This window comes from Pseudophaeobacter profundi, from assembly GCF_029697505.1.
GTDB classification, from domain to species: Bacteria; Pseudomonadota; Alphaproteobacteria; order Rhodobacterales; family Rhodobacteraceae; genus Pseudophaeobacter; species Pseudophaeobacter profundi.
In genome coordinates this window covers 458,079-482,898 of the sequence record NZ_JARJEF010000001.1, presented here as the reverse complement: position 1 = coordinate 482,898, position 24,820 = coordinate 458,079, and the positions used below count along the sequence as shown (strand labels likewise).

Sequence of the window (24,820 nt, the reverse complement as noted above, 5' to 3'; positions counted from 1 at the left end):
TCAGCCTCCCGGGGTCAGATCGGTATCGGCCAGCGGGCCGTAGAGTATGAGAACCGGCGCAGTGGTTTCCATCGCACGCAGAACCTGTGGCAATTCACCCACCGTATGGCAGCTGAGTTCCTGTTCGGGTGTGGATACCCCCAATGCCACCAGCGCATGGGTTTCAGGTGGCAGACCGGCTTCGACCAGCTTTTCCGCCAGGGCGGCAAAGGTGCGTTTGCCCATATAGACAACCGTGGTGGCATCAGGGTCGGCCAGAGCCGCCATGTTGAGGCTATCTGGCAGGCCACCGGTGACGTCGTGACCGGTGATGAACTGCATACGGCGCGCCGTCAGCCGCCGGGTCAGCGGGATATTGGCCGCCGCCGCCGCCGCCGAAGCGGCCGTTACACCAGGCACGATCTCAAACGCGATACCGGCGGCCCGCAGCGCAGTGATTTCTTCTTCCAGGCGACCAAAAACGCCACTGTCGCCGGATTTCAGCCGCACCACATTCTGTCCGCTTAGGGCGTAGTCCACCAAGAGCTGGCTTACGTGGTCCTGTTTGGGCGAGGGGCGTCCGGCGCGTTTGCCAACACCCACCAGATCGGCCTCGGCGCGGGCATGGGTAAGGATCGGCCCGGCAGACAGATCATCAAACAGCACCGCATCGGCAGCTTCCAGTCTCTTGACCGCCTTCACCGTCAACAGGTCGGGATCGCCCGGCCCGGAAGAGACAAAGCTGACAAAGCCGCTCATGCGCCTTCTCCGGTGATCAGATGGAAAAAGGTGCCGGTGACATGGCCCTTGATGGAGCCGGTTTCCGGCACCGGATTGCCATCGGCGTCCATGACATGGGCCAGTGGGGCGTCGGGTTCATCCAGAATGGTGGAATAGTGGAACTCATGCCCGCGCAGGGCTGCACCTGTTGCAAAGCCCGGCATCGGCGCCTGCAACTCGGCGCGGCGATAGCCCAAATGGAATTTGCGTTTCTCATAGGAGGTGACCAGCCCCAGCAGACCGGCCATCTGATGGCGGTTGCCCTCTTTGTCGATCAGCGCGTCGCCAAGGGCCATGTAGCCCCCACATTCGCCATGCACTGGCCTGGTCTCGGCATGTTTGCGCAGGCCCGCACGGAAGGTCTCGGCGGCGGCCAGGGTGCCGCCGTGCAGTTCCGGGTAACCGCCGGGCAGCCAGACCAGATCGGCGTCTTGGGCCGGGGCCTCATCCGCGAGGGGGGAAAACGGCAGGATTTCAGCGCCAGCGGCGCGCCAGCCGGTCAAAAGATGCGGATAGGTAAAGGAAAAGGCCGCATCCCGTGCCAGCGCGATGCGCTGCGCCGGGGGCTTTGGCAGCCTGTTGGGGGCTGGGGCGGCCGCGCCCATGGCTGCCGATTTGAGCGCCTCAAGATCCACATGTTCGCGCAGGAAAGTGGCATAGCCTGCGATGGCGGCTTCCAGATCGGGATGTTCCACCGCCTGAATCAGGCCCAGGTGGCGTTCGGGCAAGGCGAGATCGCCGCGCCGGGGCAGCGCGCCCAGAACCTTGACGCCTGCGCGCTCCATCCCCAGCCGGGTCAGGCGTTCGTGGCGGGGGCTGGCAACCCGGTTCAGGATTACGCCCGCAAAGGGCACCTCGGGGTCGTAGGATTTAAACCCCAAAGCGGTGGCGGCAGCGGACTGCGCCTGGCCGCCCACGTCAATCACCAGCACCACCGGCCAGCTCATACGCTTGGCGGTTTCGGCAGAAGAGCCAAAGCCGGTCTGCCCACGGGTGGCAACCCCGTCAAACAGCCCCATCGAGCCTTCGCCGATGCAGATTTCAGCCCCTGTTGCCTGTCCGGCAACCGCATCCAGCAGCGGCGCGTCCATCGCCCAGGTATCCAGGTTAAAACTGGGGCGTTTGGCGGCGGCAAAGTGAAAGGCCGGGTCGATGTAGTCGGGGCCGCTTTTGAAGGGCTGAACCGCCAGGCCGTCTTCGGCCAGGGCCCGCAGCAGGCCCAGCATCACCGTGGTCTTGCCGGTGCCAGAGGCCGGGGCGGAGATCATCAAACCTTTGGGGAAATCAGTCATCACCTTCGCTCCAGTTGGCCCATTGGCTGTCGGCGCTTTGTGGCCGGTAGCGGCGGTCGTAATCCTGCGCGTAAAGGCAGCTTTCGTCAAAGCCTTCGTTGCCAAGCGCCGGTCCGACCAGGATCAGCGCGGTGCGTCCACGCATCCCACCCGTCGCCTCTTCCAGGGTGCCTAGCGTCGCCTTGACCACCTTTTGGTCGGGCCAGCTGGCGCGCCAGACCACGGCAACCGGGCACTCGGCGCCATAACTGGGGGTGAGCCGGGCGATCACATCCTCCAGCACATGCACCGAGAGGTGAATGGCCAGGGTCGCACCGGTGCGGGCAAAGTTTTCCAGCGTCTCACCCTCGGGCATGGCCGATGCCTTGCCGGATGTGCGCGTCAGCACCAACGATTGCGCCACGCCGGGCAGGGTAAGTTCTGCACCCAGGGTGGCGGCGGCGGCGGCGAAGGCCGGCACGCCGGGCGTGATGTCATAGGCGATGTCCAGCGCGCGCAAGCGGCGCAGCTGTTCGCCAAGGGCCGACCAGACCGACAGATCGCCCGAATGCAGCCGCGCGACATCCTGCCCGGCGGCATCGGCGGCCTGAATATGGGCGATGATCTCATCCAGTGACAGGGCGGCGGTGTTGATCACCTTGGCCCCTTTGGGGCAGTGCTGCAGCAGGGCCTCGGGCACCAGCGATCCCGCATAGAGACAGACCGGGCAGGCAGCGATCAGGTCGCGCCCGCGCAGGGTGATAAGATCGGCGGCGCCGGGACCGGCGCCGATGAAGTGAACGGTCATGGCTCAACTCTTTCTGCAATTGCCGCGGTGGCGATACCATTCGCGGTGATAACTCGGGGGGCGATCAGGCGGGACCGGGCCAGGTCTGCGCCTTGGCGGGCGGCCACCAGGGCGCAGGCCTCGGCAACCGAGCCGGTGCCAAATCGGGATTTTATGCGGGGTGAACAGGTGAGGGTCTGTTCGCCGGCGATGTCTTCTTCGCGCAGGGCAATCAGCGGCAGCGCCAGTTCCCGGGCTAGCTCTATCAGCGCAGGCTGCGCCGCCTTTGTCGCCAGGCTGGCCAGGGCATCGGGGCGCGCCCCTGTCAGGGCCAGGGCGGCGCGCAGATCGGCCAATGTTGCGGTGCTGCGAAATCCAAATCCAGCGATCTTCATCGGGTGACGCTCCACTGGATGACCGGGCGGGCGCGCTGCCAGTCACGCATGGACCCTAAAGGCCCGGCCTCGGCAATTTCAGCCTTCAGCAGATGGCCGCCCCATTGTGCATGGGCCTGCATCAGCAGGGTTTCGGTCTCCAGCGTGACGCCATTGGCCACCAGCCGGGTGCCGGGTGGCAGGATCTGCCACAGATGATCCAGCAGCGCCTGCGAGCCACCGCCGCCGATAAAGACGCAGTCGGGCAGCGCATGTCCCGTCAGCACTTCGGGGGCTTTGCCCTGGACTGCCACCATGCGGTGGCTCAGGCCAAAACGCGCGGCATTGGCGCGGATGTTTTCCAGCCGCTCGGTACGGGGTTCAAAGCTGATGGCGCGGGCTCCGGCAGCGGCCAGACACCATTCCACCGAGACAGAGCCAGAGCCGCCGCCAATATCCCACAGCAGTTCGCCTCTGCGTGGCGCCAGCGCCGAAAGGGTCAGGGCGCGAATGGGGCGTTTGGTGATCTGGCCATCGCTGGCGAAATGCGCATCGGCCAGCCCCGAAGCCTGCGGCAGCCCGGGCTGAGTTGCCTCGATGGCGACGAGGACCGGAGCCCCCCCTGGCGGCAGATCCCATTCCTTGGCGGTGGCCTGAAACAGGCGTTCCCGGGGGCCTCCCAGCCGTTCCATCACATGTATCCGCGCCGCATCCTGGCCGTTCTCAACCAGCCAGCGGGCCAGTTCAGCCGGGGCCGCGCCGTCGCGCAGGGTGCAAATTGCGCGGGTGCCCCGGCCCAGCAGCGGCAATAGTTGTGCAAAAGGCGCTGCATGCAGCCCGAGGCAAAGCACCTCTTCCAGTTTCCAGCCCAGCCGGTTGGCGGCGAGCGCAAAGCAGGAGGGCACCGGATGAGAAACCCATTCGTGAGGATCAAGGTCGCCCATCAAGGATCCTCCGGCGCCGTGCCAGAAGGGATCACCCGAGGCAAGCACCACCACCGGGCGTCCCCGTTGCGCCAGAACGGGCTGGATGGAAAAGGGCACCGGCCAGGGCTGCCCCTTGACCCCAGCCTGCACCAGATCAAGATGACGTGGCCCGCCAAAGATGGTTTCCGCATCCGCCAGCGCTTTGCGGCTTGCCTCTGACAGGCCGACCAGTCCATCTTCGCCCAGACCAATCACCGTGAGCCAGGGCTGGCCTGCGGTTTGCAAGACAGGATCAGACATGACACGCACCCTTGTTCTGGGCGGCACGACCGAGGCCTCTACGCTGGCGCGCGCCCTGGCCGACAGCGGCGCCGATGCGGTGTTTTCCTATGCCGGGCGCACCGCCAAGCCGGTGCCGCAACCCTTGCCGATGCGGCTGGGGGGCTTTGGCGGTATTGTCGGCTTGCGGGCCTATCTTCGGGAAAATGACATCAGCCATGTGGTGGATGCCACCCATCCCTTTGCTGCCCAGATGAGCCGCAATGCACTGCAGGCCTGCGCCGAGGCGGGGGTTGCGATCTGCACGTTTGAACGCCCGCCCTGGCAGGCCGAGGCTGGCGATACATGGTGTCATGTGCCAGATATGGCTGGCGCAGTTGCCGCTTTGCCCCAACAGGCCGCGCGGGTGTTTCTGGCCATTGGCAAGCAGAATTTGGCCCCCTTCGCGGCAAAGCCGCAGCATTACTATCTGCTGCGGCTGGTCGATGCACCGGCGGCGGATCTGCCGCTGCCTGACTGCACGGTGGAATTGGCGCGTGGGCCGTTTGATCCGGCGGGCGATCTGGCGCTGCTGAGGCGTCACCGCATCTCTCATATCGTGGCCAAGAACGCAGGTGGCACCGGCGCAGTGGCCAAACTTACTGCTGCGCGTGCGCTGGGTCTGCCGATCATTATGATCGACAGACCCAGGCTGCCAGCCCGGCGCGTGCTGGGCTCTCTGGCTGAGGTTTTGGCCTGGCTGTCTCATGTGTCTGATGCGTAGCGCGGCGTGTAGACATGCGGGCCGACACGGCGGGTGTCCTTGTTGCCGACGATGACCACGGTGCGCATATCCGCCATTTCTGGCCGCGCCTCGTTCAGGGTGACGGTGGTGATTTCCTCTGTCGGTTTGGACACATCGCGGGCAAAGGAAATCAACGTCTCGCCACCGCAGGCCTCGCGCAGGATCTCTAGTGCCCGGCCAAACTGATGTGGCCGTGATTTGGAGCGCGGATTGTAAAACCCCATGGCAAAGCCCGCTTCGCCGGCAAGGCGCAGGCGCTTTTCGATCAGGCCCCAGGGTTTCAGATTGTCGCTGAGGTTGATGGCGGCAAAGTCATGCCCCATCGGTGCGCCGATCCGGGCCGAGGCCGCCAGCATCGCGGTGATGCCCGGCAGCACCTGAATATCGAGATCCAGCCAGTCAGGGCGATTGGCCAGCTCCAGCGCTTCGAACAGGGCCGAGGCCATGGCAAAAACGCCGGGATCGCCAGAGGAAACAACCGCGACACGCTTGCCCTCGGCTGCCATTTCCAGTGCATGGGTCGCGCGCTCCACCTCGACCCGGTTATCTGTGGCATGTAGGGTCAGGCCAGGGCGCTCGGGAATACGTTTCACATAGGGGATATAGCCCACCACATCGGTGGCCTCGGCGATCACCTGCTGGACCTGGGCTGTCACCATGGTCTCGTCGCCGGGGCCAAGGCCGAGGATCTTTACCCAGCCTTTTGTTGCTGCATCTGTCATGGTCTGCGCCCCTGTCCATGCACCAGAACGATCGAAAAATAAGGCACATCGCCGGTGAGCTCGGAGAGTTTTTTCAGGCTTTGGCTTGGCATGGTGCCGCGTTCCACCAGCCAGGCATCCTGCAGTTTATTGGCGCGCTCCAGAGCGCGACGCAGCTTGGGCAGGTTGCGGCCAATCTTCATCACCACCAGCGCGTCGGTTTCCGCAATGCGGCGGGTGAGTTCATCCTCGCTGAGCGTGGCCATTGCCACGGTCAGCACATCATCGCCCCAGGTGATGGGATGGCCGGTGGCTGTCCAGCAGCCGGACATGCCGGTGATGCCGGGAATGATCTCTTGCGCGATACGACCCTGCAACCGGGTATAAAGATGCATGTAAGAGCCGTAAAAGAAGGGATCCCCTTCGCAGAGCACCACCACATCATCGCCGTCGTTCTTTGCAATACCGGCCAGAGTTTCGGCCCATTGATCATAGAAGGCAGCAAGGATGCGATTGTATTCGGGGTCAGAGAAATGGATCTCGGTGGTGACCGGATATTCCATCGCGTGTTCGATCACCCCGGCGGGCAAAAGACCTTCGACCAGGGCGCGGGCCTGACCTTTGCGGCCTTCCTTGCGGAAATAGGCCACATGTTTGGCCCCCTGGATGGCTCGCCAGGATTTGACGCTCATCAGGTCGGGGTCGCCAGGGCCGAGCCCGGCGCAGATCACTTTACCCGGTGTTACTTTTGGCATGGTCACTCTTTCCAGCTGGCAAGCGCATTGACCGCCGCCACGGTGATGGCAGAGCCGCCCAGGCGGCCCTTTACGATCATCGAGGGCACCGGAAGGTCCTGCATCAGGGCGTCTTTTGATTCCATAGCGCCGACAAAGCCAACCGGGCAGCCGATGATGGCGGCGGGGCGCGGGCAGGTGGGATCCTTCAGCATGTTGAGCAGGTGAAACAGGGCGGTGGGGGCATTGCCGATGGCGACAACGGCGCCGTCAAGATGTGGGCGCCACAGCTCCAGCGCCGCGGCTGAGCGGGTATTGCCCATCTCTTTGGCCATCTGGGGTACACGTTCATCGCGCAGGGTGCAGATAACCGGGTTATTGGCGGCAAGTCGGGGGCGGGTGATGCCCTCGCTGACCATATAGGCATCACAGAGGATCGGCGCACCACCAGCCAGCGCGGCGCGGGCGGTTTGTGCCATCCCAGGGGAAAAACGCACATGTTCTTCCAGGCCAATCATACCGGCGGCATGGATCATGCGAACGGTGACGCTTTCCTCATCCTTGTTGAACCGGGCCAGATCTGCCTCGGCGCGGATGGTGGCAAAGCTCTCGGCATAGATGGCGGCGCCGTTGGTTTCATAGGTGTGGAGCATGTCAGCTGCCCTCTGTCAGGATTTGTGGCGCGGCGCGCAAGGCGCCGGCCCTTAGGGAGACTCTTAGCGGTTGATCCCCGGCCTTGCCATGGTGGATCAGAGTAAATGTGTCGGGGGCGGTTGCGGTCAATACCAGTGGCGCCGGGCCGGGATGGGCACAGCCCTTGGCACAGCCCGAGACATGCAGCAGCTGCCCTTCTGGTACGAAGCGGGCCAGATCGCGGGCCAGATCGCGGGTGGCCGAAAGCGCCTGCAGGCAACCGGGCGCGCCGGTGCAGGCGCTCACCCGCAGGCGCGGATCGCGGGCGTCAAGGATCAGGCCGGGCAGGTGGCGGGCGGTCAGGTCGCGCGCGCCTTCTACCAGCAGCATGCGCCAAGGGGTCAGGCGCAGGGCGCCTTGCTCTGCCAGGGTCGCGAGGGCTTGAGCGGTGATTTGGCCGAACTCAAGCCCGACCAATTGGCCAATGGCGCAATGTCCGATCATTGGCGACGGGGTGCTGGTGCGACGGGGCGTGATATGTGACGTGGGTGGCCCGCGGCGCGCTATGAGCGGCTGCATTCTGCCACGCCCCTCGGGCGCGCCGCCCTGTTGCAAGAACCATCGCGCCAGATCGAGTGCTGCCTTGGCGGCGGTCTTGGCGGAAACCACTTTGCCATAGTCTGCGCCATCAGCCAGAAGCAAAAGCTCGGCACCGCTTGCCTCAATGCGAATATCGCCGGCGCAGTCGCGTAGCCGTGGGCTCTCTCCCGCATCGACCACGAAGCCGAATTTTCCGGGCAGCGAGAGATCCTGGGCATCGCGGAGCGCCTGTTCAAGCTGGGTGGCGATACGGTGACTGATGTCCTCGGGCTGCCACAGGGGGGTCAATGTCACGTTGCGGCGGGCCTCGGCGGCGCTGTCATGATCCACCAGACCGAGGTCCTGCAGGGCGGCAATCAAGGCAGGATAGCTGTCGGCAGTGATGCCGCGCAGTTGCAGGTTGGCCCGCGCCGAGAGGTCGATAAGACCATTGCCAAAGCGTTCAGACAGGCTGGCAATGGCGCGCGCTTGATCCTGGCTGAGCCGCCCCTGCGGTGCCCGGATGCGCAGGACCAGCCCGTCGCCCGACATCATTGGATGCAGGGCGCCCGGGCACCAGCCATAGACCTTTGGCTCAGAAGCGGCAGCAGGGCCAGGGGCTTTGGTCACGCGGTGTCCTCCAGCAGGGCCATGATGGAATTGCGCCGGGTGGTCCACAGATCAGCCGCTGCTAGGGCGCGAAAGCGGTCGCGCATTGCCGCCAGGGCTTTGGGATTTTCCTGTTCGAGAAAGGCGACAAGATCTTCGCGCCCCAGGGTGGCCTCGAAGTAGAGATCAAACAGATGCGGCGGCACCACCTGGGCCAGATGGGCAAAGGCCGCCATATGATCCAGCGTGGCCGCAATCTCTGCCCCACCACGAAAACCGTGTTGCATCATCGCGCTGGCCCAATCGGGATTGCTGGCGCGGGCTCGGGTGACGCGGGCGATCTCTTCGCCCAGCGAACGGGCCTGCGGACGGTCCGGCCGGGTGGCATCCAGATGGTAAAGCGCAGGTGCTGGGGCGCCGATGCGGGCCATGGCAGCGGCAAAGCCTGCCTCATGGGCGGCGTAGTCTTCGGCAATCAACAGGTCCGTTTCGGGCAGATCCTGCAGGTGAACAAAGCTGTCGGCACCCTTCAGGCGGGCCTCCAGGGCGCTGCGGGCCTCTGATATATCGCCCTGGGCATCAATGGCATGTGACGAGGCGGTGATCCAGGCCTCGCCCGCCGCTGCGCGTGCATCGTCGCTGTAGCTGTCGATATGTGGCCCCATGGACAGGCCGTAGAGGCCGGGTTTGGGGCCAAACACCCGTGGGCCCTGTGCCAGGTAAGGATTGTCGGAGGGGTCTTCGTCGCGCCCCGCCAGCGCCCCGGCGGCGGCTTCGAACATCTGGGCCAGGCCGGGAAAGATATCGCGGAACAGGCCGGAGACCCGCAGGGTGACATCAATGCGGGGGCGTCCCAACATGGAGAGGGGCAGGACTTCAAAGCCGGAGACCCGTTCCGAATCCTTATCCCATTTGGGCGCCAGTCCGGCCAGATGCAGCGCCATGGCAAATTCCTCGCCGGCGGTGCGCATGGTGGCAGAGCCCCAGAGATCAATCACCAGCCCCTGTGGCCAGTCGCCCTGGTCCTGCAGGTGGCGGCGCAGCAACTCTTCCGCCAGTTTGACCCCCTGCACCTGCGCCGCCCGTGACGGCACCGCGCGCGGGTCGGTGGTAAAGAGGTTGCGCCCGGTGGGCAGTACGTCTGAACGGCCGCGAAACGGAGAGCCAGACGGGCCGGGAGGCACCAACTGCCCATTCAGCGCAGCGATCAGCCCGGCATGTTCCGCCGCGCCGCAATCGCCGGTGCCAAAGATGTGCAGCCCCTCGCCATACTGGCTTTCCTTGATGTCGCAGACAAAGGCATCGATCCGGGTGATGGCCTCTGCCGCAGAGGTTTCAGGGGTGAGGCCGAGATCTGCCTCGACGCCAGTGCCCTGGGCCTCAGCGCGGATATCCTCCAGCAGACGGTCGCGCCGTGCCGGGTCCAGCCCATCGGCGGTGGAATATTCATCCAGCAGGTTTTCCAGCCGCGCCATACCCTCGGGCAGGGTGGTCTGGGCCAGGGGCGGCGGCACATGGCCCAGGGTTACGGCACCAATGCGGCGCTTGGCCTGGGCGGCCTCGCCAGGGTCGTTGACGATAAAGGGATAGACTACGGGCAGCGCGCCGGTCAGCGCTTCGGGCCAGCAGGCCGCCGAGAGTGCAACGGATTTGCCGGGCAGCCATTCGAGGGTGCCATGGGCACCGATATGGACCAGCGCATCGCTGTGCTGGCGCAGCCAGAGATAAAAGGCGACATAGGCATGGCGCGGCGTGCGTTCCAGATCATGGTAGTCGTCAACGCGGGTCTGTACCTCGCCACGTTCCGGTTGCAGGGCGATCAGCGCCTTGCCCGCCTGCAGCGCCTTGAAGTGAAACGCGCCATCCCTGCAGTCGGGATCCTGCTGCGGCGCCCCCCAGGCGGCGGCCAGGTCCTGTTGTAGCACCTGCGGCAGGCTGGCCAGCGCGGCGGTATATTCCTGCAGCGAAAAGCGCAGAGCGGCGCTGTCCAGCCGCAGGCCAAGATCCCCCTGCGGCGCGGTATCATAGCCCTGCTTGGCCAATCCTGCCAGGATTTCCTCACAGGAGGCCAGTGCATCCAGCCCCACCGCATGGGCCAGATTGTGGGCCTTGCCGGGATAGGTCGATAGGATCAGCGCCGGGCGCTTGGCCGCATTGGGCTGGGCTGCAAGACGCAGCCAGCCTTCGACCCGGTCGACAACCGCCGCGATGCGATCAGCAACGGGGCGGTGGGCAAAGCGGGAATACTGAAGGTCCGGATCCTGCTTGCCGGGGGATTTGAAACTGACAACCCCTGCCAGGATACGACCGTCTACTTCGGGCAGAACGACATGCATCGCCAGATCCGCAGGCGAGAGCCCGCGCGCCGCTTCGGCCCAATCCTTTTTGCGGGCGGTGGACAGCGCCACCTGAAACACCGGGCAGCCAGTGGCATTCAGCGGCGAGGCGCTGCCATCACTGCCCTGGGCCGAAAAGGCGGTGGCGTTGACAATAGCGGCTGGCTTCAGCACCGGCAGGGTCTCGCGCAGCCAGGCGGCGGTCTGGGTGGATTTCAAGCTGGCGGCAAACACGCCGTAGGCAGCGTAGCCACGGGCGCGCAGTTCAGCAATCAAGGCATCCACCGGGGCGGTATCGGCGGCAGTCAGGTAAGAGCGGTAGAAACTGATCAGAACCAAAGGTTTATTCTGCATATCGGGGGGCGAAATCACCCCCAGATCAGGATCATAGAAGCCGTGCTGCGGGGTGGATTTCAACCCCAGAACTGGCCCGGCATATAGTCCCGCCGCCAGCGAGAGCTGCGCCAGCGCCGCCTGCGCCGCTACCGCACCGCCCGCATCACAAAGCGCCTGCAGCCGCCGCAGGGTCGAGGCTGGTAGGGTCGACAGATCGTCCAGCCGAGGATCTTCACGGCCATCGGCAGGCAGGATTGCCAGGGCGATGCCGCGGCGGCGGGCCAGATCCTGCAGGGTGGCCAGCCCATAGGGCCAATAGCTTTCGCCGCCAATCAGCCGCACCAGCACCCCCTTGGCCCCGGCGAGTGTCTGTTCGGCATAGGTGTCGACTGACAGCGGGTGTTTCAGCGCCACCAGATTGGCCAGCCGCAGGCTGGGTAGTTTGCCATCGGCGCGATGCCAGCCTGCCGCAAAGGCCCCAAGGTCGCTGTCGGAAAAGGACAGCACCACCAAATCTGCGGGCGATTGCCCCAGATCCTGTGGCGTGTCGGTTTGATCCAACCCGTGGCTTTCACGAAAAACGACGTGCATTGGTGAGGCCTCTTGCAGAGTGTTTAGGGTGCCGCCTGGCCTTGCAGCCGGAATGCGGCACCCGCGTTTGCTTTGTCTTTGCCAGTGGCCTAGGCGCCCAGGTCTGCCCGGATGGCGGCCCCGTCGATATTGTCATGTTCGGCAATGACCACCAACTGGGTGCGACGCGGTGCATCGCCCCAGGGCTGATCATATTGTGCCCGCAGACGTTCGCCAACGGCCTGTACCAACATGCGCATTGGCTTGCCCTTTACTGCAACATAGCCTTTGACCCGCAGGATATTGCGAGTCCGAGCCAGATTCACAATGGCATTTTGCAGCGCTTCCGGGTCAGAAACTTCGCCCATTTCGACAACTATGCTTTCAAAATCGTCATGTTCGTGGTCGTGGTGGCCATCGTGATGGCTGGGGCGTGCCTCCAGATCGTCTTCGGCGGCTGCATTCAGCCCCAGAATGATGCGCGGATCAATCACGCCCTCGCTCATGGGGAGGATCGGCAGCTGGCGCGGGGCTTCGGCCTCGATCACCTTGCGGGCCTGTTCCAGTCCGGCCTCGCCCGCCAGATCGGCCTTGGACAAGAGCACGATATCGGCGCAAGCGATCTGATCCTCAAACACTTCCGACAGCGGCGTTTCGTGATCCAGGCTATCGTCGGCAGCGCGCTGGGCCTCGACGGCGGCGAGATCGGGGGCAAACTGCCCTGCGGCCACGGCTTCGGCGTCGGCTAGGGCAATGACGCCATCAACGGTGATGCGCGATCGGATGGCCGGCCAGTCAAAGGCCTTGAGCAGCGGCTTGGGCAGGGCCAGGCCTGAGGTCTCGATCAGGATATGTTCGGGGGCCTCTGGCAGGGCCATCAGGGCCTCGATGGTGGGGATGAAATCATCCGCTACGGTGCAGCAGATACAGCCGTTTGCCAGCTCCACAATGTTGTTTTCAGGGCAGTTTTCATCGGCGCAGGATTTCAGGATATCGCCATCGACGCCTGCGGTGCCAAATTCATTGACCAGAACCGCCAGGCGCTTGCCCTGGGGGTTTTGCATCAGGTGGCGGATCAGCGTGGTCTTGCCCGCACCGAGGAAACCAGTGATGACGGTGACAGGAATTTTGTTGAGATCGCTCATGGGGTTTCGTCCTTGCAGGGGAATGTGATCGGGGGAATGCGGGCGATGGATTGCTTGCGAAATACCTGTGGGCGTTCGCGCCAGGGCACCAGCCCATCGGTCGTGGCAGCATAGGCGGCAGCCCCGGCCAGAATGTCGTCGACATGGGCTTCGGGATCTAGGTCGCCGTAGATGTAGCTCCAGCGGGTATCGCCACCGGTCAGCACCATGGCGCAGCCACGTTTGCAGGCGGACAGGCATTCAACACCCCGCACCGTGACCCCGTCTGGCAATGTCGCCTCGGAGAGGGCCGACAGCAGCAGGGTGCCGGGGCGTGTGGACTCGGGGTCAACACCTTCGCGTTTGCAGGTGGTGCAGATCGTCAGGGTGACCTCTGCGGTATTTGGGGCGGTGGGGTCCGCCATATCGTCTGCCATCAGCGCGCACATCCATTGTGGGGCCAAGGGGCAATGCCAGCAGGGGGAGGGCAGAGGTGCGCTCCCACAACCAGTTGCGACACACCCCGTTCGCCCGTTGTCTCATGCGTTGGCAGGTCTCCCGGCTTGCGGATTTCAACAGGCCTGGGGCCTGTCTGCGGCTCTCTTGCCTTCCCGGCGCTGGGCACCAGTGGCATCAGAGACCTCTCCGGTCACGGTCGCGGGGGCGGCTGTGCTTGAGACTGATGCCAAGGGGGGGCACCTGCCTGTCACATTCCCTCTTCGCCTGCAATTTGCAGGAACCAACGAAAACCCCTTGCGCTATTGGGGGCTTCCTTGTCAAGACTTGCACAAACAGCAGGAGTGACCCCAGTGAGCGAGAAGTCCGAAACCGGCGTTTCAGAAGAGGAAGCGGCACGGCATGCCTCAAAGATGGCCAAGAAAAAGGCCGCCCGCGATCGCATGATGAAAAACAAGGATGGCGAAAAGGGGCTGATCATCGTCCACACTGGCCCGGGCAAGGGCAAGTCCAGCTCGGGATTCGGGATGATCATGCGGTGTATCGCCCATGGCATGCCCTCGGCTGTGGTGCAGTTCATCAAAGGCGCCTGGCAGACCGGCGAGCGTAGCCTGATTGAGGAAAACTTCAGCGATCTGTGCCAGTTTTATGCGATGGGCGAAGGCTTTACCTGGGAAACACAGGATAAGGCGCGCGATATCGCTGCGGCGCAAAATGGCTGGGAAAAAGCCAAAGAGATGATTCGGGATGAGCGCAACACCATGGTGCTCTTGGACGAGATCAACATCGCGCTGCGCTATGATTACCTGGATCTGGACGAAGTGCTGGAATTCCTGGTGGAGGAAAAGCCGCCGATGACCCATGTGGTGCTGACCGGCCGCAACGCCAAAGAAGAGCTGATCGAGATCGCCGATCTTGTCACCGAGATGGGGCAGGTCAAGCACCCCTTTCGTGCCGGTATTAAGGCGCAAAAAGGCGTGGAATTTTAAGAGAAAGGCGCTGCGCGGTCGAAAAGGCGGGCAGTGCCTTGCCCGCCGCGCAGGCGGACTTGTGCATCCCCAAAAAAACGGATCAGGCCCAGATTATATCTGGGTCACGTCTGAGCCACCGACGCAGCCCGGTTTTCTGCAGCTGACAGAAGGGCGGGATTGTTTCGAATATACGCATCCACAGCCGCACGCTGGGCTGCATCAAGCCGCAGGTTCAGCTTGGTGCGGCGCAGCAGGAAGTCTTCGCCTGTGCGCACCCATTCGTTCCTGATTACCCAGTCCAGCTCGCGTGCAGTGATGGTTGCGTCAAAATCCTGCCCCAGATCTTCTGGTGCTTTTGCATCTCCCAGAACCTCCCAGGCTTCCAGCCCGTAGGCACGGATCAGACGGCGCGTGGCATAGGCGCTGAGGAACGGATAGTCGCTGGCCAGTTTGGCCGTCAGCTTGGCGACATCTTCCACCGGAAAGTCGCCTCCTGGCATCGGCACGCCAGCGGTCCAGTTGCCTGAAAGGCCTGGCAGGGCCTCGCCAATCTTGGCCAGGGCGGATTCCGCCAGCTTGCGATAGGTGGTGATCTTGCCGCCAAAGACATTCAGCAGCGGCGCCTGGGTTTGATCCAGCGTCAGCACATATTCGCGCGTCGCTGCGGTGGCCGAACTGGCGCCATCATCATAGAGTGGGCGCACCCCGGAATAGGTCCAGATCACATCATCGCGGCTGAGCGGCTTTGCAAAATACTGCGACGCAAAATTCACCAGATAGTCCTGTTCTTCTGGCGTGCATTCCGGCGCGGTTCCGGGATCAGGGTGATCTGCATCGGTGGTGCCGATCAGGGTGAAGTCTTCTTCATAGGGGATGGCAAAGATAATCCGGCCATCGGTCCCCTGAAAGAAATAGCAGCGACCGTGGTCAAACAGTTTTGGCACCACGATATGGCTGCCGCGCACCAGACGCACGGTTTCGCGGCTGTTTTGCCCCAGTGTCTGGCGCAGCAGATCCGCCACCCATGGCCCGCCTGCATTGACCAGCATCTTGGCGTGATGCTCTGCCGTTTCGCCGCTGGCGTGATCCTTGACAGCGATGACCCAGTGATCGGCGCGGCGCTCTGCGTGCAAGACTTCGGTGCGGGTCATGATATTGGCGCCACGGGCCTGCGCGTCGCGGGCGTTCAGCACCACCAGCCGGGCGTCTTCGACCCAGCAATCGGAATATTCAAAGGCCTTTTTGAATTTCGACTTCAGCGGGCGGCCCGCCACATCGGTGGTCAGATCCACCGTGCTGGTGCCGGGCAGGATGCCACGCTTGCCAAGGGAATCGTACAAAAACAGCCCCAGACGGATCAGCCAGGCAGGGCGCCGCCCCTTCATCCAGGGCATGAAGGTGGTCAGCAGTTTAGACGTCGGCGTGTCATTGTCGAACCGCATATCCTTGTGGAAGGGCAGCACAAAGCGCATTGGCCAGGAAATATGCGGCATCGCTTTCAACAGTACCTCGCGTTCGATCAGGGCCTCGCGCACCAGTCTGAATTCGAAGTATTCAAGATAGCGCAGCCCGCCATGAAACAGCTTGGTCGAGGCCGAAGACGTGGCCGAAGCCAGGTCGTTCATCTCGGCCAGCGTGACGGAAAGGCCGCGCCCGGCGGCGTCACGGGCGATGCCGCAGCCATTGATACCGCCGCCAATGATAAAGAGATCGGTGATCTTGGTGTCAGACATTTTCGGGGCTTTCGTTTGTGGCAGTGGTCAGGATGCGGGTGCCAGCGGCGCGGGCGACATCGCAAAATTGGGCAGGGGGCAATTGGTCGGTGATCACGATATCCAGGTCTGTCAGGTCGCAGATTCGCACCGGTGCAGAGAGAGCGAATTTGCTGCCATCACAGAGAAGGATCTTGTTGCGCGCATTCTTCAACAGGGCGCGGGCGACAGAAACCTCGTTGGCGTCATGGTCCAGGACGGCGCCATCCGCATCCAGCGCCGAGGCGCCGATGATGGCATAATCCACTTTGTATCGCGAGATGAACTTGACTGCATCCTCGCCAATGATTGCGCCATCGCTTTGCCGCACAGTGCCACCGACCAGAACCAGCTCCTTGGACTCTCCGCCAATCATAAGATTGATAATATTTATATTATTGGAAAGAACAGTCAGCCCCCGGTGACTGCTGAGCGCCCGTGCAGCTTGTTCGGTTGAGGTGCCGATATTCAGCGCGACAGAGCAGCGATCGGGGATCAGATCTGCCAGAACGGCGGCCATGGCCTGCTTGGCGCTGGCGTTTTGTTTGCGCCGATCGGCATAGGCGCGGTTGGCAGCAGAGCTGATGCGCACTGCGCCGCCATGGACACGCGACAACGCGCCCCGCGCGGAAAGATCGCGCAGATCCGTGCGGATGGTTTGCAACGAGACCGCAAAACGGCGCGACAGATCCTCCACCTCGACCCGTTCCTGGGCGTTCAGCAGATCCAGAATGTGAGAGTGACGAGTCGCTGCATCCATTGGCTTTCCTTTTGATGTGGGATTTAGCCTATCTTATTTCGAGAGTCATCATTTGTTTTCGTTTTGCTTTCGCATCTGGGGGCGGGAAAAGAAAAAGGCGCGATCAAAGACCGCGCCTCGCCATGGATTGTAGCTTTGTCCCAACATCAGCCCGGGAATAAACCTGCCAGATTATCCTAGCCGAATAAGGTGGTTGTCCCAGGCTAGATCATGGCTCTGCTGGTGGGTGACTGTGGGGCCATCCAGCGTCAGAACCTGGCCAAGCCCGGTGCTGGCCATCAACCCGCTTGCGGTTGTCGCCAGGCCACAGACATCCGCAAGCGGGATTTCCTGAATGATTTCGGCGCTTTCAATCTGCATCACCTGTACCAGCCCGCCACGCGGAGAGCTGACCGCGATCTTGCGCCCATCCGGTGTAAAGGCGACTGAACCACCATATCCCTGCAGATGCCGCAAACGGGGATCATCTTCCCCCATCAGCCGGGGGGGCGTATCCGGGTGGTAAAGGCCAACAATCGGTAGGTCGGCGCCCAGATCCCCCTGCCACTGCATTGCAAACCCCACCCCCCCATCAGCCGAGAGCGCAAGGTGACGGATCGAGTTCAGGCGCAGGTCCGGGGCCAGCTCCATCACATCCTGCACATCGCCGTCCAGCGACAGCAGGCTGAGATTGGGCCGCATCTGCGGCAGGTTCAGCTTGGCGCGGCCACTGTCTGGGTGGGTTTCAATGCCGCCATTGGCCACAACGATCTGCTGGCCCGCCTCGTGGTGGCGCAGCAGCATGTCGTGGGGGCCGATCCCTCCAGAGCTAAAGCTGGCGCTGCGCTGATAGCCCCGCGCGACCTTCCAGACGCCGATGACGCCGCGGCCATTTTCAAAGTCATTTTCGGTCGTGTATAATCGGCTGCCATCGGGGCTAAAGACGCCATGCCCATAGAAATGGTGTCCCTTTGGGGGCTCTAGCCGGGCAAGGCGCGCGCCGGTCCGGCAGTCGATCACATCGGCAAATCGTCCGGGACGGCGGGCAAAGGCCACGGCTTCGGGGCGTTGCGGGTGGGCGGCTGCGGCATGGCCCCGGCCGGGCAGGGGGCAGGTAAAACGGATCGCCCCCTGATCAGAGAGCCCCGCGAGCAGATAGCCGCCCTGCGGGGTTTTGGCGGCGGCCAGAAAGGCAGGGCCGCCAAGATCAGCCCAACTGGGGCTAGGGGCAAGGCCTGTCGCCAACAGCCCGGCGAGAAAGCCACGTCGTGTCGTCATCTGCTGCTCCTTGTCTGACACAGGATGAGTGGGGCCGGAACCTAGTCGCCATCCAATGAGTTGAAGCCCGCCAAGACCCCAAGCGCCGGGCCGAGATCACTGGCGATCAGGGTGCGCAGGTCATTGATCTCTTGCTGCAGGGCCTCGATGTGGATGCGTTTTGCGGGGTCCGCAACACCTGCAAGGATGGGGTCCTCAAGTCGCAGCGCGCGTAGGGTCGGCCTTTCAAAGGCGGCGTCAAGGCGGGCGATCAGGGCGGCATCGCCATCTGCCAGGGCAGTGGCCAGCGGGTGGAGTGCTTGCAGGGCCAGCACGATATGGTGCTGGCTGCGACCAGAGCGCCAGGCCTCGGCCCGTTTTGGGCGCGGGGCATCAAACCGTCCGAGCGGCCGTCCCAGCCGCATGTCCGCCAGCATTTGCAGCCCTGTGTTCAGCGATTTGAACAGCTCTTGCTTGACCTCTGCTTCGTCCTGATAGCGCCCGGTGGCATTGCGCATCTGCGCGGCATAACTGTTCTGCCAGTCCTGCTGGATCGCTCTGGCGGTTGTGGCGATGTCCTGGGCCATGACGGCGGCCAGCGTGCAGCGATAAGCGGCCGCGGGGGCGCTGGCTGCTTTGGGATCAAAATAGAGGAACTCCAGCGCATAAAACCCGCGCCCGGCGATTGAAGACTGCGCAAAGGTGTTCGGCTCCAGCAGGGCGGGATCCGCTGCTTGCAGGTGTTTTGCCAGGGTTTTGGGGATCTTGCCGCGGCTGTCGGGCCAAAAGGCCAGGGCAAAGGCGCGGTTTTTGGTCTCGCTGGGGCCAAAGCGCAGGTGACTGACCTGGATCCAGTCATCAAAGGCTTGATCATAGGCGTCCCGCAGTTTGCCCCCCTCGGGGGTGCAATGGGTCTGCGCGGTCTGGGCCAGATACGCGCTGCTATCGACCAGGGCCTGCATCCCAGGCAGGATCTGATCGTCGAGAACCTCATCCACAACATCCGCCCGCAGCGCAGGCGGCGCAAGGCAGGCAATGGCGGCGACGGCAAAAAGGAGGTGTTTCACATCAAAGACTTTCCAAGAAACGAAGAAGGGCAGCGCGATCCGCTGGGGCAAGGGCGATGACACGGTTGCGCGCGGGCTCTGCCTCGCCGCCATGCCAGAGCACGGCTTCCAGCAAGCTGCGGGCGCGCCCGTCATGCAGGTAGGTGGCATCGGCGTTGACCTGTCGCGTCAGGCCAATCCCCCAGAGCGGCGGCGTGCGCCATTCCCGGCCCGTCGCGCGGCCCTCGGGGCGATTGTCGGCCAGATCCGGGCCCATGTCATGCAGCAGGAAGTCGCTATAGGGCCAGATCAGCTGAAAGCTGTTTTCCGGCCGGTCTGTCAGCCGCTGTGTGACAAATTTGGGCTGATGGCAACCGGTGCAGCCGCTGCCATAGAACAGGGCCTTGCCGCGCAACACCTGCGGGTCGTCCAGATCGCGCCGGGCAGGCACGGCAAGGTTGCGGGCGTAAAAGGTCACGAGATCCATATTGGCCTGGTCGATTTCGGTGCCGCGTATATCACCGTCGCCATGCGGCGCCGCAAGGCAGCCTGTCTGGGCGGCAGTGCAATCGCCCGCAGCTGCGTCAAACAGCGGCGTCGAAATGCCGATATCGCCGGAAAAGGCCGCTGCCGACTGCTGATGCAGCGTGGGCATCCCGGCCTTGTGGCCAAATCGCCCCAGCATGATCTGGTCGTATTCAGCCGACCATGCCAGGTTGGCCCGCCCGGATATACCGTCGCCATCGGCGTCGAGTTCATCCACATTGGCCAGGATATCAGCGGTTGAAATTGCCTCGATCAAGCCAAGGCCGATCATCGGCGGCGCCAGCCGGGGCGATAGCATCGCATCGGGGTGGAGCGGCCCATACCCCAGCGCAGCGGCGGTGTAGGTTGGACGGCGCAGGGTGACGCTTTCGCCGCCGCTCAGGGCCAGGGTTTGCGGGGTGTAGCTGACCTGCAGGCGGTATTCCGAGGGTACTCCGGGGCGGGAAAAATCCTGCAGCTGGCCGCCATAGTTCGGGTCTGGCGCAGTGCCAATATAGTCGCGCACGGCGCGCATCTGCGCAGGTGGTGGCGCAGGAATTGAGACGCGCAAAAACATCGAGGCGGCGCGGTAATCCGGGTCTGTCGGCACCTGGCCGCGCCCGTCCTTGATATGGCAGCGCTGACAGGATCGCGCGTTATACAGTGGCCCCAACCCATCTGACGCAAGCGTCGAGGCCGGGGAAAACACCCAGATTTTCTTGAACAATCCATTGCCCAGCTTGAAGGCCAGTTCCTGTTCAAAAGAGAGATTGGCACCATGCTGCGAAAAGGCGGTGGTGTCGCCGCGCGCGGGCACGGTAGCGCTGCCGACGGGACGGGCTTCAAAGGCTTCGGGAGCGGTGAAATTCTGTGTCGGCGCGGTGACGGCTGCGATACGCGCCTGTTCTACCGCGCTGCGGGGCAGGCTGTTCAGATGCGGATCCGACAGGGGGATCGAGGAGAGTTCAAAGGTGGGTTCCCCAGCGCATGCAGGGGCAAGACCGGCAAGGGAGGTGGCAACCACCAGAGCGGTAGCCACCAAAAGATTACTCTTCGACCGCTTCCATTTTGGTGGCGTTGAGCTGTGCATAGTTTTCGGCGCCAATCCGGTCGTGCAGGTCTAGCTGGGTTTCGAGGAAGTCGATATGGCCTTCTTCGTCTGCCATCAATGTTTCAAACAGTTTCATGGTGACGTAATCACCCGCCTGGTTGCAGATTTCGCGGGCCTCTTTGTAGAGTGCGCGGGCACTTTCTTCCGCCGCCAGGTCACATTCCAGCGTTTCCTTGGGCGTCTGGCCAATGCGCAGCGGATCCAGCTTTTGCAGGTTTGGATGACCGCCGAGGAACAAAATACGTTCGATCAGATCATCCGCATGCTGCATCTCTTCGATGCTTTCCTCGCGGCTTTTCTTGGCCATGCTGCCAAGGCCCCAATCGTCCTGCAGGCGATAGTGGAGCCAGTACTGGCTGACGGCTGTCAGCTCATGTCGCAGCGCTTTGTTGAGGTAGTCGATGACTTTGGGGTCGCCCTTCATAGGTGATCTCCTGATTTGTGCGGCGGCGCAGGTTCTGTAATTGCGCCGGTACGGTCACCTTATCATTGCTACGCATGGTGTCGAGGAAGAGTGGCATGCACCCGCCACAATCAGCGGTTTTCCCAAGGGCATGGTAAATTTTTCCAGGGGTGATGATGGTCTCTGGGTCGGCGCTGCGCATCCAGTCGATGGCGGCGTGGATATCATGATCAGAGATAGAGGTGCAGTGGCAGATAATCATGCGGAGGTCCCAAGGATATGTCTCGTGGGGGGGTGGCTTGAATATCTGACAAAAAGAATAGGTTTTCAAGGGTGAAATTCTTATGGTTTTAGTAAGGCACGGGTTTTCGTCGATATCGCCTTGTAAAAACGTGCTCTTTTCTTGCGGTTTTGGCTTGTTTTACGCGCGGCTTCTGGCCCAATACGCCATAAACTGACTGGCTGGCCCTGAGGACAGGATAGCCAGCCAGTCAGGCCTGGTTTGTTGGGGTTAGCTGCCCAATGGAACCACCAGATTGAGGCCAAGGATGGTGTCCTTGATGCCGCTGTCGTCCTGATAGGCCAGCGCGCCGCCGAGGGTCATGCCGTTCTGGAATTCGTACTCAGCCGCGAGTGAGTGCAGATCCGTCTTGCCGCCTGCGTCAAGATCCCGTTGCGACAGTGTGCCCGAAAGGGTCAGATCGCCAATGGCATAGGCCGCGTTCAAGGTTGCAAAACCTGCATCATCCGCACCGCCGCCAAAGTTGTCGAAGCTGGCAAATTCGGCATAGAGATCAAAACCGCCCTGGAAGCTGTGGCCAAGACCGGCCACCAGGCCCTGTTCATCATCCACGTCACCCGCGCTGGCGCTTAGGTGGCGCGCGCCGATGTGGAACCGGGTTCCGTCGACCTCATGCGCCCATTGAATGGCAAAATTGTCCAGGGTTCCGGTATTGCCCGCACCGCCGGTGTCGGATCTGTTGCGGCCCCGATCTGTGCCCCAGGATCGGCTTAGCCCCGTGTCATCGGCGAAAAAGACACCAAAGGACAGGGTGCCTGCACCGTTCAGTTCCACATCGGCCAATACGCCGATCTGCTCTGCCAGTTCATAGTCTTCGGCCAGGGTGCCACCAAAGAAGCCAGCCGCATCGTCCCAGGCGGTGCCAAAGACCGGGTGCAGTTTACCAAGCGTCACCGTGGTGGCCTGACCCAGGCCAAAGCTAAGGCCGAGCTTTTCAACATAGAGGCCCATATCGTCAAAGCTGCGATCTGCGGTCGGGTCTGTCACGCTCTCGGCGGTGAGGGTGGAAAAGATCGAAACGCCAGACCCAAATGTATAGGTGCCGGTGGCGGTGATGATGGCATAGGTGTTGCGGATTTCATTCCCTGCAACATCAGAAGAGACAACCTGTTCGTTGCCGATTTCGATTTCGCCTTCCCAAGAGAAGCCTTGGTCCGCCAGGGCCACATTGGCGCACAGCAGCAGGGGTGCGCCGAAGGCCAGCGCGGCAGATGTATTTCGTGTCATTTCAGGAGATTTCTTTGCTTGAAAAGGGGGCGGGCGGGCAGAAGAGCTGGCTGCCCCCTTTTATGTTTGTGTAATATTACAGAGGATTACTGGAAAACCGCATTGGGGTTATCCAAGCTGTCAGAGCCTTCGAAGGCCAGGCCATCCAGGTTGAGAACCTTTACCACGCGTTCAATTGATCGTGTCTGATCGACCAGGCCATTGACGCCACCCATGACAAGGGCTTCGCCAGCGGCATTGCCCTGTTCCAGCATCTGATCATAGGAAAAACCTGCCTCGGCGGTGGTCTTGATGCGGCCCAGAGCCTGCATGGTGGTGGAGAGCTTGCGGCGCATTTCGCTGTCCAGATCTGGGTCGGCTGCGGCGACCAGATCCGACAGTGACGGGCCAGAGACTAGCGCGCCATTCACCCGCACATATTCACCCAGATAGACGTTCTGCACCCCAAGCCCATCGTAATAGTGGCTGTTGTGGGTGTTGTCGGAAAAGCAGTCGTGCTCTTCTTCCGGATCATTGAGCATCAGGCCCAACCGCATGCGTTCGCCGGCCTGTTCGCCATAAGACAATGACCCCATGCCAGTCAGCATGGACGAAATGCCGGCACTTTCATTCGCAAGCAGGGTGCTGCGGGCCGCGCCGGTTTCGGACCACTGCGCCGCCATCCAGTCCAGATCAGCGACCAGCAGATCTGTTGCGGCTTTCAGGTAGGCACCACGTCGATCACAATTGCCATTGGTGCAGGTGTCGCCTGCCGCATAGTCGGTCCAGCTGCGCTGGCCTGCACCGTGCTTGGTGCCGTTCAGATCCTGCCCCCAAAGCAGGAATTCGATGGCGTGATAGCCAGTGGCCACATTGGCCTCGACGCCATCTGCTTCGTGCAGCGTCTCGGCCAGCAGGGCAGGGGTGATCTGGCTGGTGTCGATGGTTTTCCCAGACAGTTCAAACTCCGGGTTGGCCACCACATTCAGCGCAGCCAGGGCATTTTCGTCGGTGGCCCCGCCGTAAGAGGCATCTGTATAGTCAATCAGACCTTCATCCAGCGGCCAGGCGTTTACCTTTCCTTCCCACTCATCGACGATGGCATTGCCAAAGCGAAAGACTTCGGATTGCTGATAGGGCACGCGTGCGGCCAGCCAGGCCTGGCGCGCGGCGGTCAGGGCCTCGGCTGAAGGGGCGGCAATCAGGGCCTCGACGGCGGCCTGCAGGGTCTGCGCCGTGGACAGGCTGTCTTGGTATTTCGCCTGGGCGATATTGGCGTAGTTGGTCAAAACACCGCTTGCATCGGCGGCCAGGGCCGAGGTGCTGCCAAAGGCAAGACCTGCCAGAGCGGTACCCGTCAGAAACAGAGATTTCATATATAAAGTCCTTGATGGTTTTGCGGGGTGGGTCGGTTGAAAGGAGGTCAATGCAGGGTCGCAGACCCCGGACGATAGAGACGCCGTAGCGGGGCCTTGCCGACGAGATGTAGCAATAACAGGCCTGTCTGCGCCGCCAGGGCGCTAAGCGCCTGCGCCTTTTGCGGTGGGACAAGCAGCGCGGCCAGGAGGTCGGCATCAGCTGCCTCGCCCTGGGTTGCCGCCGCGACAAGGTTGGCAAAACAATTCTCGTCAGCGCCCAGGCAGGAGCAGGTCATGCCATGACGGATCAGCGGACGGCGGCCATGGGTGACGCAAAAATCACAAAGCCTGCCAAAGCTGTCATAGGCGCTTTGGGCGCTGTCGGGGCCAAGGCTGTCGCAAAGCGCCTGCTGCAGATCGGCGCGGGCCGATGGGCCGCTGAACCAATAGCGAAAATACCGCACCGTCCCCGCCTCTAGCGGGGGGAGATCGGCCAGCAGGCCGACAGCAGCGCCGCCGCGAAGGGAGGTCTGCGGCTGGGTCATTTTGTCAGGATCAGCTTTCCGGCCCGGGTGATGCGCAGGCTGTAGATCTGACCATTGAGCAGAATGCGTGCCTGAATGCCGCCGCGCGTCAGGTCCTCTGCGTGATAGGTCGGGAAAACTTCGGGGGTGGCGGTGGTGGTTGCCACCGGATCAGATGTCATCTGGTTCATAAGGATTGCCCATTGTTGAAGTCCGCCTTGTCCAAGAGCCATTCCAGATTTGCGCCCGCCGGGGCGATCCCGGTCAAGGACAACTCGGCCAGCTCGGGGCTGGAGAGTGGGTCGCGGTCGGCGCCCGGCGTGGTCTGATATGTATCAGGCCTGGCCTTGGGGGTAAGGCGGGTTCGGGC

Annotated in this window: 25 protein-coding genes and 1 riboswitch; of the genes, 2 read left to right on the top strand and 23 right to left on the bottom strand. The window is 62.6% G+C overall.

Annotation, left to right across the window (positions count from 1 at the left end; genetic code table 11):
* From cobA to cbiE, 5 genes are read right to left on the bottom strand one after another with little or no spacing between them, the layout of a single operon-like run.
* Entirely contained in the window at positions 1-738 is a 738-nt protein-coding gene (cobA, locus tag P2081_RS02285) for a uroporphyrinogen-III C-methyltransferase (RefSeq protein WP_278921244.1), read from the bottom strand.
* Complete coding sequence (locus P2081_RS02280; protein ID WP_278921243.1) at positions 735-2,051, bottom strand: cobyrinic acid a,c-diamide synthase CobB; 1,317 nt, start codon at positions 2,049-2,051, stop codon at positions 735-737. Before P2081_RS02280 ends, cobA begins: the two co-directional genes overlap by 4 nt.
* Entirely contained in the window at positions 2,044-2,838 is a 795-nt protein-coding gene (gene cobM / locus P2081_RS02275; RefSeq protein ID WP_278921242.1) for a precorrin-4 C(11)-methyltransferase, read from the bottom strand. The genes P2081_RS02280 and cobM overlap by 8 nt, the downstream gene beginning before the upstream one ends.
* On the bottom strand, positions 2,835-3,212 hold the full coding sequence (locus P2081_RS02270; RefSeq protein ID WP_278921241.1) for a cobalamin biosynthesis protein: 378 nt from the start codon (positions 3,210-3,212) through the stop codon (positions 2,835-2,837). Before P2081_RS02270 ends, cobM begins: the two co-directional genes overlap by 4 nt.
* Complete coding sequence (gene cbiE / locus P2081_RS02265) at positions 3,209-4,417, bottom strand: precorrin-6y C5,15-methyltransferase (decarboxylating) subunit CbiE (RefSeq protein WP_278921240.1); 1,209 nt, start codon at positions 4,415-4,417, stop codon at positions 3,209-3,211. The genes P2081_RS02270 and cbiE overlap by 4 nt, the downstream gene beginning before the upstream one ends.
* Between cbiE and P2081_RS02260 the strand changes: the two genes are divergently transcribed.
* Positions 4,416-5,159: a cobalt-precorrin-6A reductase gene (locus tag P2081_RS02260; RefSeq protein ID WP_278921239.1), complete on the top strand. Its 744-nt coding sequence runs from the start codon at positions 4,416-4,418 to the stop codon at positions 5,157-5,159. The two genes, cbiE and P2081_RS02260, sit on opposite strands and share 2 nt — an antisense overlap.
* On the opposite strand, the gene cobJ is transcribed toward P2081_RS02260, so the two are convergent.
* The 7 genes from cobJ to P2081_RS02225 all read right to left on the bottom strand — a co-directional run bounded on the left by cobJ (position 5,141) and on the right by P2081_RS02225 (position 13,239).
* A complete protein-coding gene (gene cobJ, locus P2081_RS02255; RefSeq protein WP_278921238.1) occupies positions 5,141-5,902 on the bottom strand; it encodes a precorrin-3B C(17)-methyltransferase in 762 nt (253 codons plus the stop codon). The two genes, P2081_RS02260 and cobJ, sit on opposite strands and share 19 nt — an antisense overlap.
* Positions 5,899-6,636, bottom strand: coding sequence for a precorrin-2 C(20)-methyltransferase (locus P2081_RS02250; protein ID WP_278921237.1), 738 nt, complete (start codon positions 6,634-6,636; stop codon positions 5,899-5,901). Before P2081_RS02250 ends, cobJ begins: the two co-directional genes overlap by 4 nt.
* A gap of 2 nt (positions 6,637-6,638) precedes the next feature.
* The gene (locus P2081_RS02245; protein WP_278921236.1) at positions 6,639-7,268 is read right to left on the bottom strand and encodes a precorrin-8X methylmutase; all 630 of its coding nucleotides are present in this window, start codon (positions 7,266-7,268) and stop codon (positions 6,639-6,641) included.
* A gap of 1 nt (position 7,269) precedes the next feature.
* A complete protein-coding gene (gene cobG, locus P2081_RS02240; RefSeq protein ID WP_278921235.1) occupies positions 7,270-8,457 on the bottom strand; it encodes a precorrin-3B synthase in 1,188 nt (395 codons plus the stop codon).
* The gene (gene cobN / locus P2081_RS02235) at positions 8,454-11,699 is read right to left on the bottom strand and encodes a cobaltochelatase subunit CobN (RefSeq protein WP_278921234.1); all 3,246 of its coding nucleotides are present in this window, start codon (positions 11,697-11,699) and stop codon (positions 8,454-8,456) included. Before cobN ends, cobG begins: the two co-directional genes overlap by 4 nt.
* A gap of 89 nt (positions 11,700-11,788) precedes the next feature.
* Complete coding sequence (cobW, locus tag P2081_RS02230) at positions 11,789-12,823, bottom strand: cobalamin biosynthesis protein CobW (protein WP_278921233.1); 1,035 nt, start codon at positions 12,821-12,823, stop codon at positions 11,789-11,791.
* The gene (locus P2081_RS02225; protein WP_278921232.1) at positions 12,820-13,239 is read right to left on the bottom strand and encodes a DUF1636 domain-containing protein; all 420 of its coding nucleotides are present in this window, start codon (positions 13,237-13,239) and stop codon (positions 12,820-12,822) included. Before P2081_RS02225 ends, cobW begins: the two co-directional genes overlap by 4 nt.
* A gap of 94 nt (positions 13,240-13,333) precedes the next feature.
* Positions 13,334-13,561: riboswitch (cobalamin riboswitch) on the bottom strand.
* 50 nt (positions 13,562-13,611) lie between these two features.
* Between P2081_RS02225 and cobO the strand changes: the two genes are divergently transcribed.
* Positions 13,612-14,247 (top strand): cob(I)yrinic acid a,c-diamide adenosyltransferase, encoded by a 636-nt coding sequence (gene cobO, locus P2081_RS02220; RefSeq protein WP_278921231.1) that lies wholly within the window; start codon positions 13,612-13,614, stop codon positions 14,245-14,247.
* 104 nt (positions 14,248-14,351) lie between these two features.
* On the opposite strand, the gene glpD is transcribed toward cobO, so the two are convergent.
* From glpD to hemP, 11 genes are all read right to left on the bottom strand, one after another.
* Positions 14,352-15,962 (bottom strand): glycerol-3-phosphate dehydrogenase, encoded by a 1,611-nt coding sequence (glpD, locus tag P2081_RS02215; protein ID WP_278921230.1) that lies wholly within the window; start codon positions 15,960-15,962, stop codon positions 14,352-14,354.
* Positions 15,955-16,740 carry a DeoR/GlpR family DNA-binding transcription regulator gene (locus P2081_RS02210; protein WP_278921229.1) on the bottom strand — a complete coding sequence of 262 codons (786 nt, stop codon included), beginning with the start codon at positions 16,738-16,740 and terminating at the stop codon, positions 15,955-15,957. Before P2081_RS02210 ends, glpD begins: the two co-directional genes overlap by 8 nt.
* Before the next feature lie 171 nt (positions 16,741-16,911).
* The gene (locus tag P2081_RS02205; protein ID WP_278921228.1) at positions 16,912-17,997 is read right to left on the bottom strand and encodes a DUF1513 domain-containing protein; all 1,086 of its coding nucleotides are present in this window, start codon (positions 17,995-17,997) and stop codon (positions 16,912-16,914) included.
* Positions 17,998-18,038: 41 nt separating this feature from the next.
* Positions 18,039-19,043: an imelysin family protein gene (locus tag P2081_RS02200; protein WP_278921227.1), complete on the bottom strand. Its 1,005-nt coding sequence runs from the start codon at positions 19,041-19,043 to the stop codon at positions 18,039-18,041.
* 1 nt (position 19,044) lies between these two features.
* Positions 19,045-20,637 carry a di-heme oxidoreductase family protein gene (locus P2081_RS02195; RefSeq protein WP_278921226.1) on the bottom strand — a complete coding sequence of 531 codons (1,593 nt, stop codon included), beginning with the start codon at positions 20,635-20,637 and terminating at the stop codon, positions 19,045-19,047.
* On the bottom strand, positions 20,594-21,082 hold the full coding sequence (gene bfr / locus P2081_RS02190; protein ID WP_278921225.1) for a bacterioferritin: 489 nt from the start codon (positions 21,080-21,082) through the stop codon (positions 20,594-20,596). Before bfr ends, P2081_RS02195 begins: the two co-directional genes overlap by 44 nt.
* Complete coding sequence (locus P2081_RS02185; RefSeq protein WP_278921224.1) at positions 21,030-21,323, bottom strand: (2Fe-2S)-binding protein; 294 nt, start codon at positions 21,321-21,323, stop codon at positions 21,030-21,032. The genes bfr and P2081_RS02185 overlap by 53 nt, the downstream gene beginning before the upstream one ends.
* Before the next feature lie 249 nt (positions 21,324-21,572).
* On the bottom strand, positions 21,573-22,589 hold the full coding sequence (locus P2081_RS02180) for a porin (protein WP_278921223.1): 1,017 nt from the start codon (positions 22,587-22,589) through the stop codon (positions 21,573-21,575).
* An 86-nt stretch (positions 22,590-22,675) separates the two neighbouring features.
* Entirely contained in the window at positions 22,676-23,944 is a 1,269-nt protein-coding gene (locus P2081_RS02175) for an imelysin family protein (protein ID WP_278921222.1), read from the bottom strand.
* A gap of 47 nt (positions 23,945-23,991) precedes the next feature.
* On the bottom strand, positions 23,992-24,471 hold the full coding sequence (locus tag P2081_RS02170) for a hypothetical protein (protein WP_278921221.1): 480 nt from the start codon (positions 24,469-24,471) through the stop codon (positions 23,992-23,994).
* On the bottom strand, positions 24,468-24,641 hold the full coding sequence (gene hemP, locus P2081_RS02165; RefSeq protein WP_278921220.1) for a hemin uptake protein HemP: 174 nt from the start codon (positions 24,639-24,641) through the stop codon (positions 24,468-24,470). Before hemP ends, P2081_RS02170 begins: the two co-directional genes overlap by 4 nt.
* Positions 24,642-24,820: the final 179 nt, after the last annotated feature.

What these genes read in the sequence shown, in the direction of transcription:
- cobA (WP_278921244.1), bottom strand. Translation starts at nt 738, where the DNA reads ATGAGCGGCTTTGTCAGCTTTGTCTCTTCCGGGCCGGGCGATCCCGAC.
- P2081_RS02195 (WP_278921226.1), bottom strand. Translation starts at nt 20,637, where the DNA reads ATGCACAGCTCAACGCCACCAAAATGGAAGCGGTCGAAGAGTAATCTT.
- cobM (WP_278921242.1), bottom strand. Translation starts at nt 2,838, where the DNA reads ATGACCGTTCACTTCATCGGCGCCGGTCCCGGCGCCGCCGATCTTATC.
- P2081_RS02185 (WP_278921224.1), bottom strand. Translation starts at nt 21,323, where the DNA reads ATGATTATCTGCCACTGCACCTCTATCTCTGATCATGATATCCACGCC.
- P2081_RS02280 (WP_278921243.1), bottom strand. Translation starts at nt 2,051, where the DNA reads ATGACTGATTTCCCCAAAGGTTTGATGATCTCCGCCCCGGCCTCTGGC.
- P2081_RS02250 (WP_278921237.1), bottom strand. Translation starts at nt 6,636, where the DNA reads ATGCCAAAAGTAACACCGGGTAAAGTGATCTGCGCCGGGCTCGGCCCT.
- glpD (WP_278921230.1), bottom strand. Translation starts at nt 15,962, where the DNA reads ATGTCTGACACCAAGATCACCGATCTCTTTATCATTGGCGGCGGTATC.
- P2081_RS02210 (WP_278921229.1), bottom strand. Translation starts at nt 16,740, where the DNA reads ATGGATGCAGCGACTCGTCACTCTCACATTCTGGATCTGCTGAACGCC.
- P2081_RS02205 (WP_278921228.1), bottom strand. Translation starts at nt 17,997, where the DNA reads ATGACGACACGACGTGGCTTTCTCGCCGGGCTGTTGGCGACAGGCCTT.
- cobJ (WP_278921238.1), bottom strand. Translation starts at nt 5,902, where the DNA reads ATGACAGATGCAGCAACAAAAGGCTGGGTAAAGATCCTCGGCCTTGGC.
- P2081_RS02180 (WP_278921223.1), bottom strand. Translation starts at nt 22,589, where the DNA reads ATGACACGAAATACATCTGCCGCGCTGGCCTTCGGCGCACCCCTGCTG.
- cbiE (WP_278921240.1), bottom strand. Translation starts at nt 4,417, where the DNA reads ATGTCTGATCCTGTCTTGCAAACCGCAGGCCAGCCCTGGCTCACGGTG.
- P2081_RS02260 (WP_278921239.1), top strand. Translation starts at nt 4,416, where the DNA reads ATGACACGCACCCTTGTTCTGGGCGGCACGACCGAGGCCTCTACGCTG.
- bfr (WP_278921225.1), bottom strand. Translation starts at nt 21,082, where the DNA reads ATGAAGGGCGACCCCAAAGTCATCGACTACCTCAACAAAGCGCTGCGA.
- P2081_RS02245 (WP_278921236.1), bottom strand. Translation starts at nt 7,268, where the DNA reads ATGCTCCACACCTATGAAACCAACGGCGCCGCCATCTATGCCGAGAGC.
- P2081_RS02170 (WP_278921221.1), bottom strand. Translation starts at nt 24,471, where the DNA reads ATGACCCAGCCGCAGACCTCCCTTCGCGGCGGCGCTGCTGTCGGCCTG.
- P2081_RS02270 (WP_278921241.1), bottom strand. Translation starts at nt 3,212, where the DNA reads ATGAAGATCGCTGGATTTGGATTTCGCAGCACCGCAACATTGGCCGAT.
- P2081_RS02175 (WP_278921222.1), bottom strand. Translation starts at nt 23,944, where the DNA reads ATGAAATCTCTGTTTCTGACGGGTACCGCTCTGGCAGGTCTTGCCTTT.
- P2081_RS02225 (WP_278921232.1), bottom strand. Translation starts at nt 13,239, where the DNA reads ATGGCAGACGATATGGCGGACCCCACCGCCCCAAATACCGCAGAGGTC.
- cobW (WP_278921233.1), bottom strand. Translation starts at nt 12,823, where the DNA reads ATGAGCGATCTCAACAAAATTCCTGTCACCGTCATCACTGGTTTCCTC.
- cobN (WP_278921234.1), bottom strand. Translation starts at nt 11,699, where the DNA reads ATGCACGTCGTTTTTCGTGAAAGCCACGGGTTGGATCAAACCGACACG.
- hemP (WP_278921220.1), bottom strand. Translation starts at nt 24,641, where the DNA reads ATGAACCAGATGACATCTGATCCGGTGGCAACCACCACCGCCACCCCC.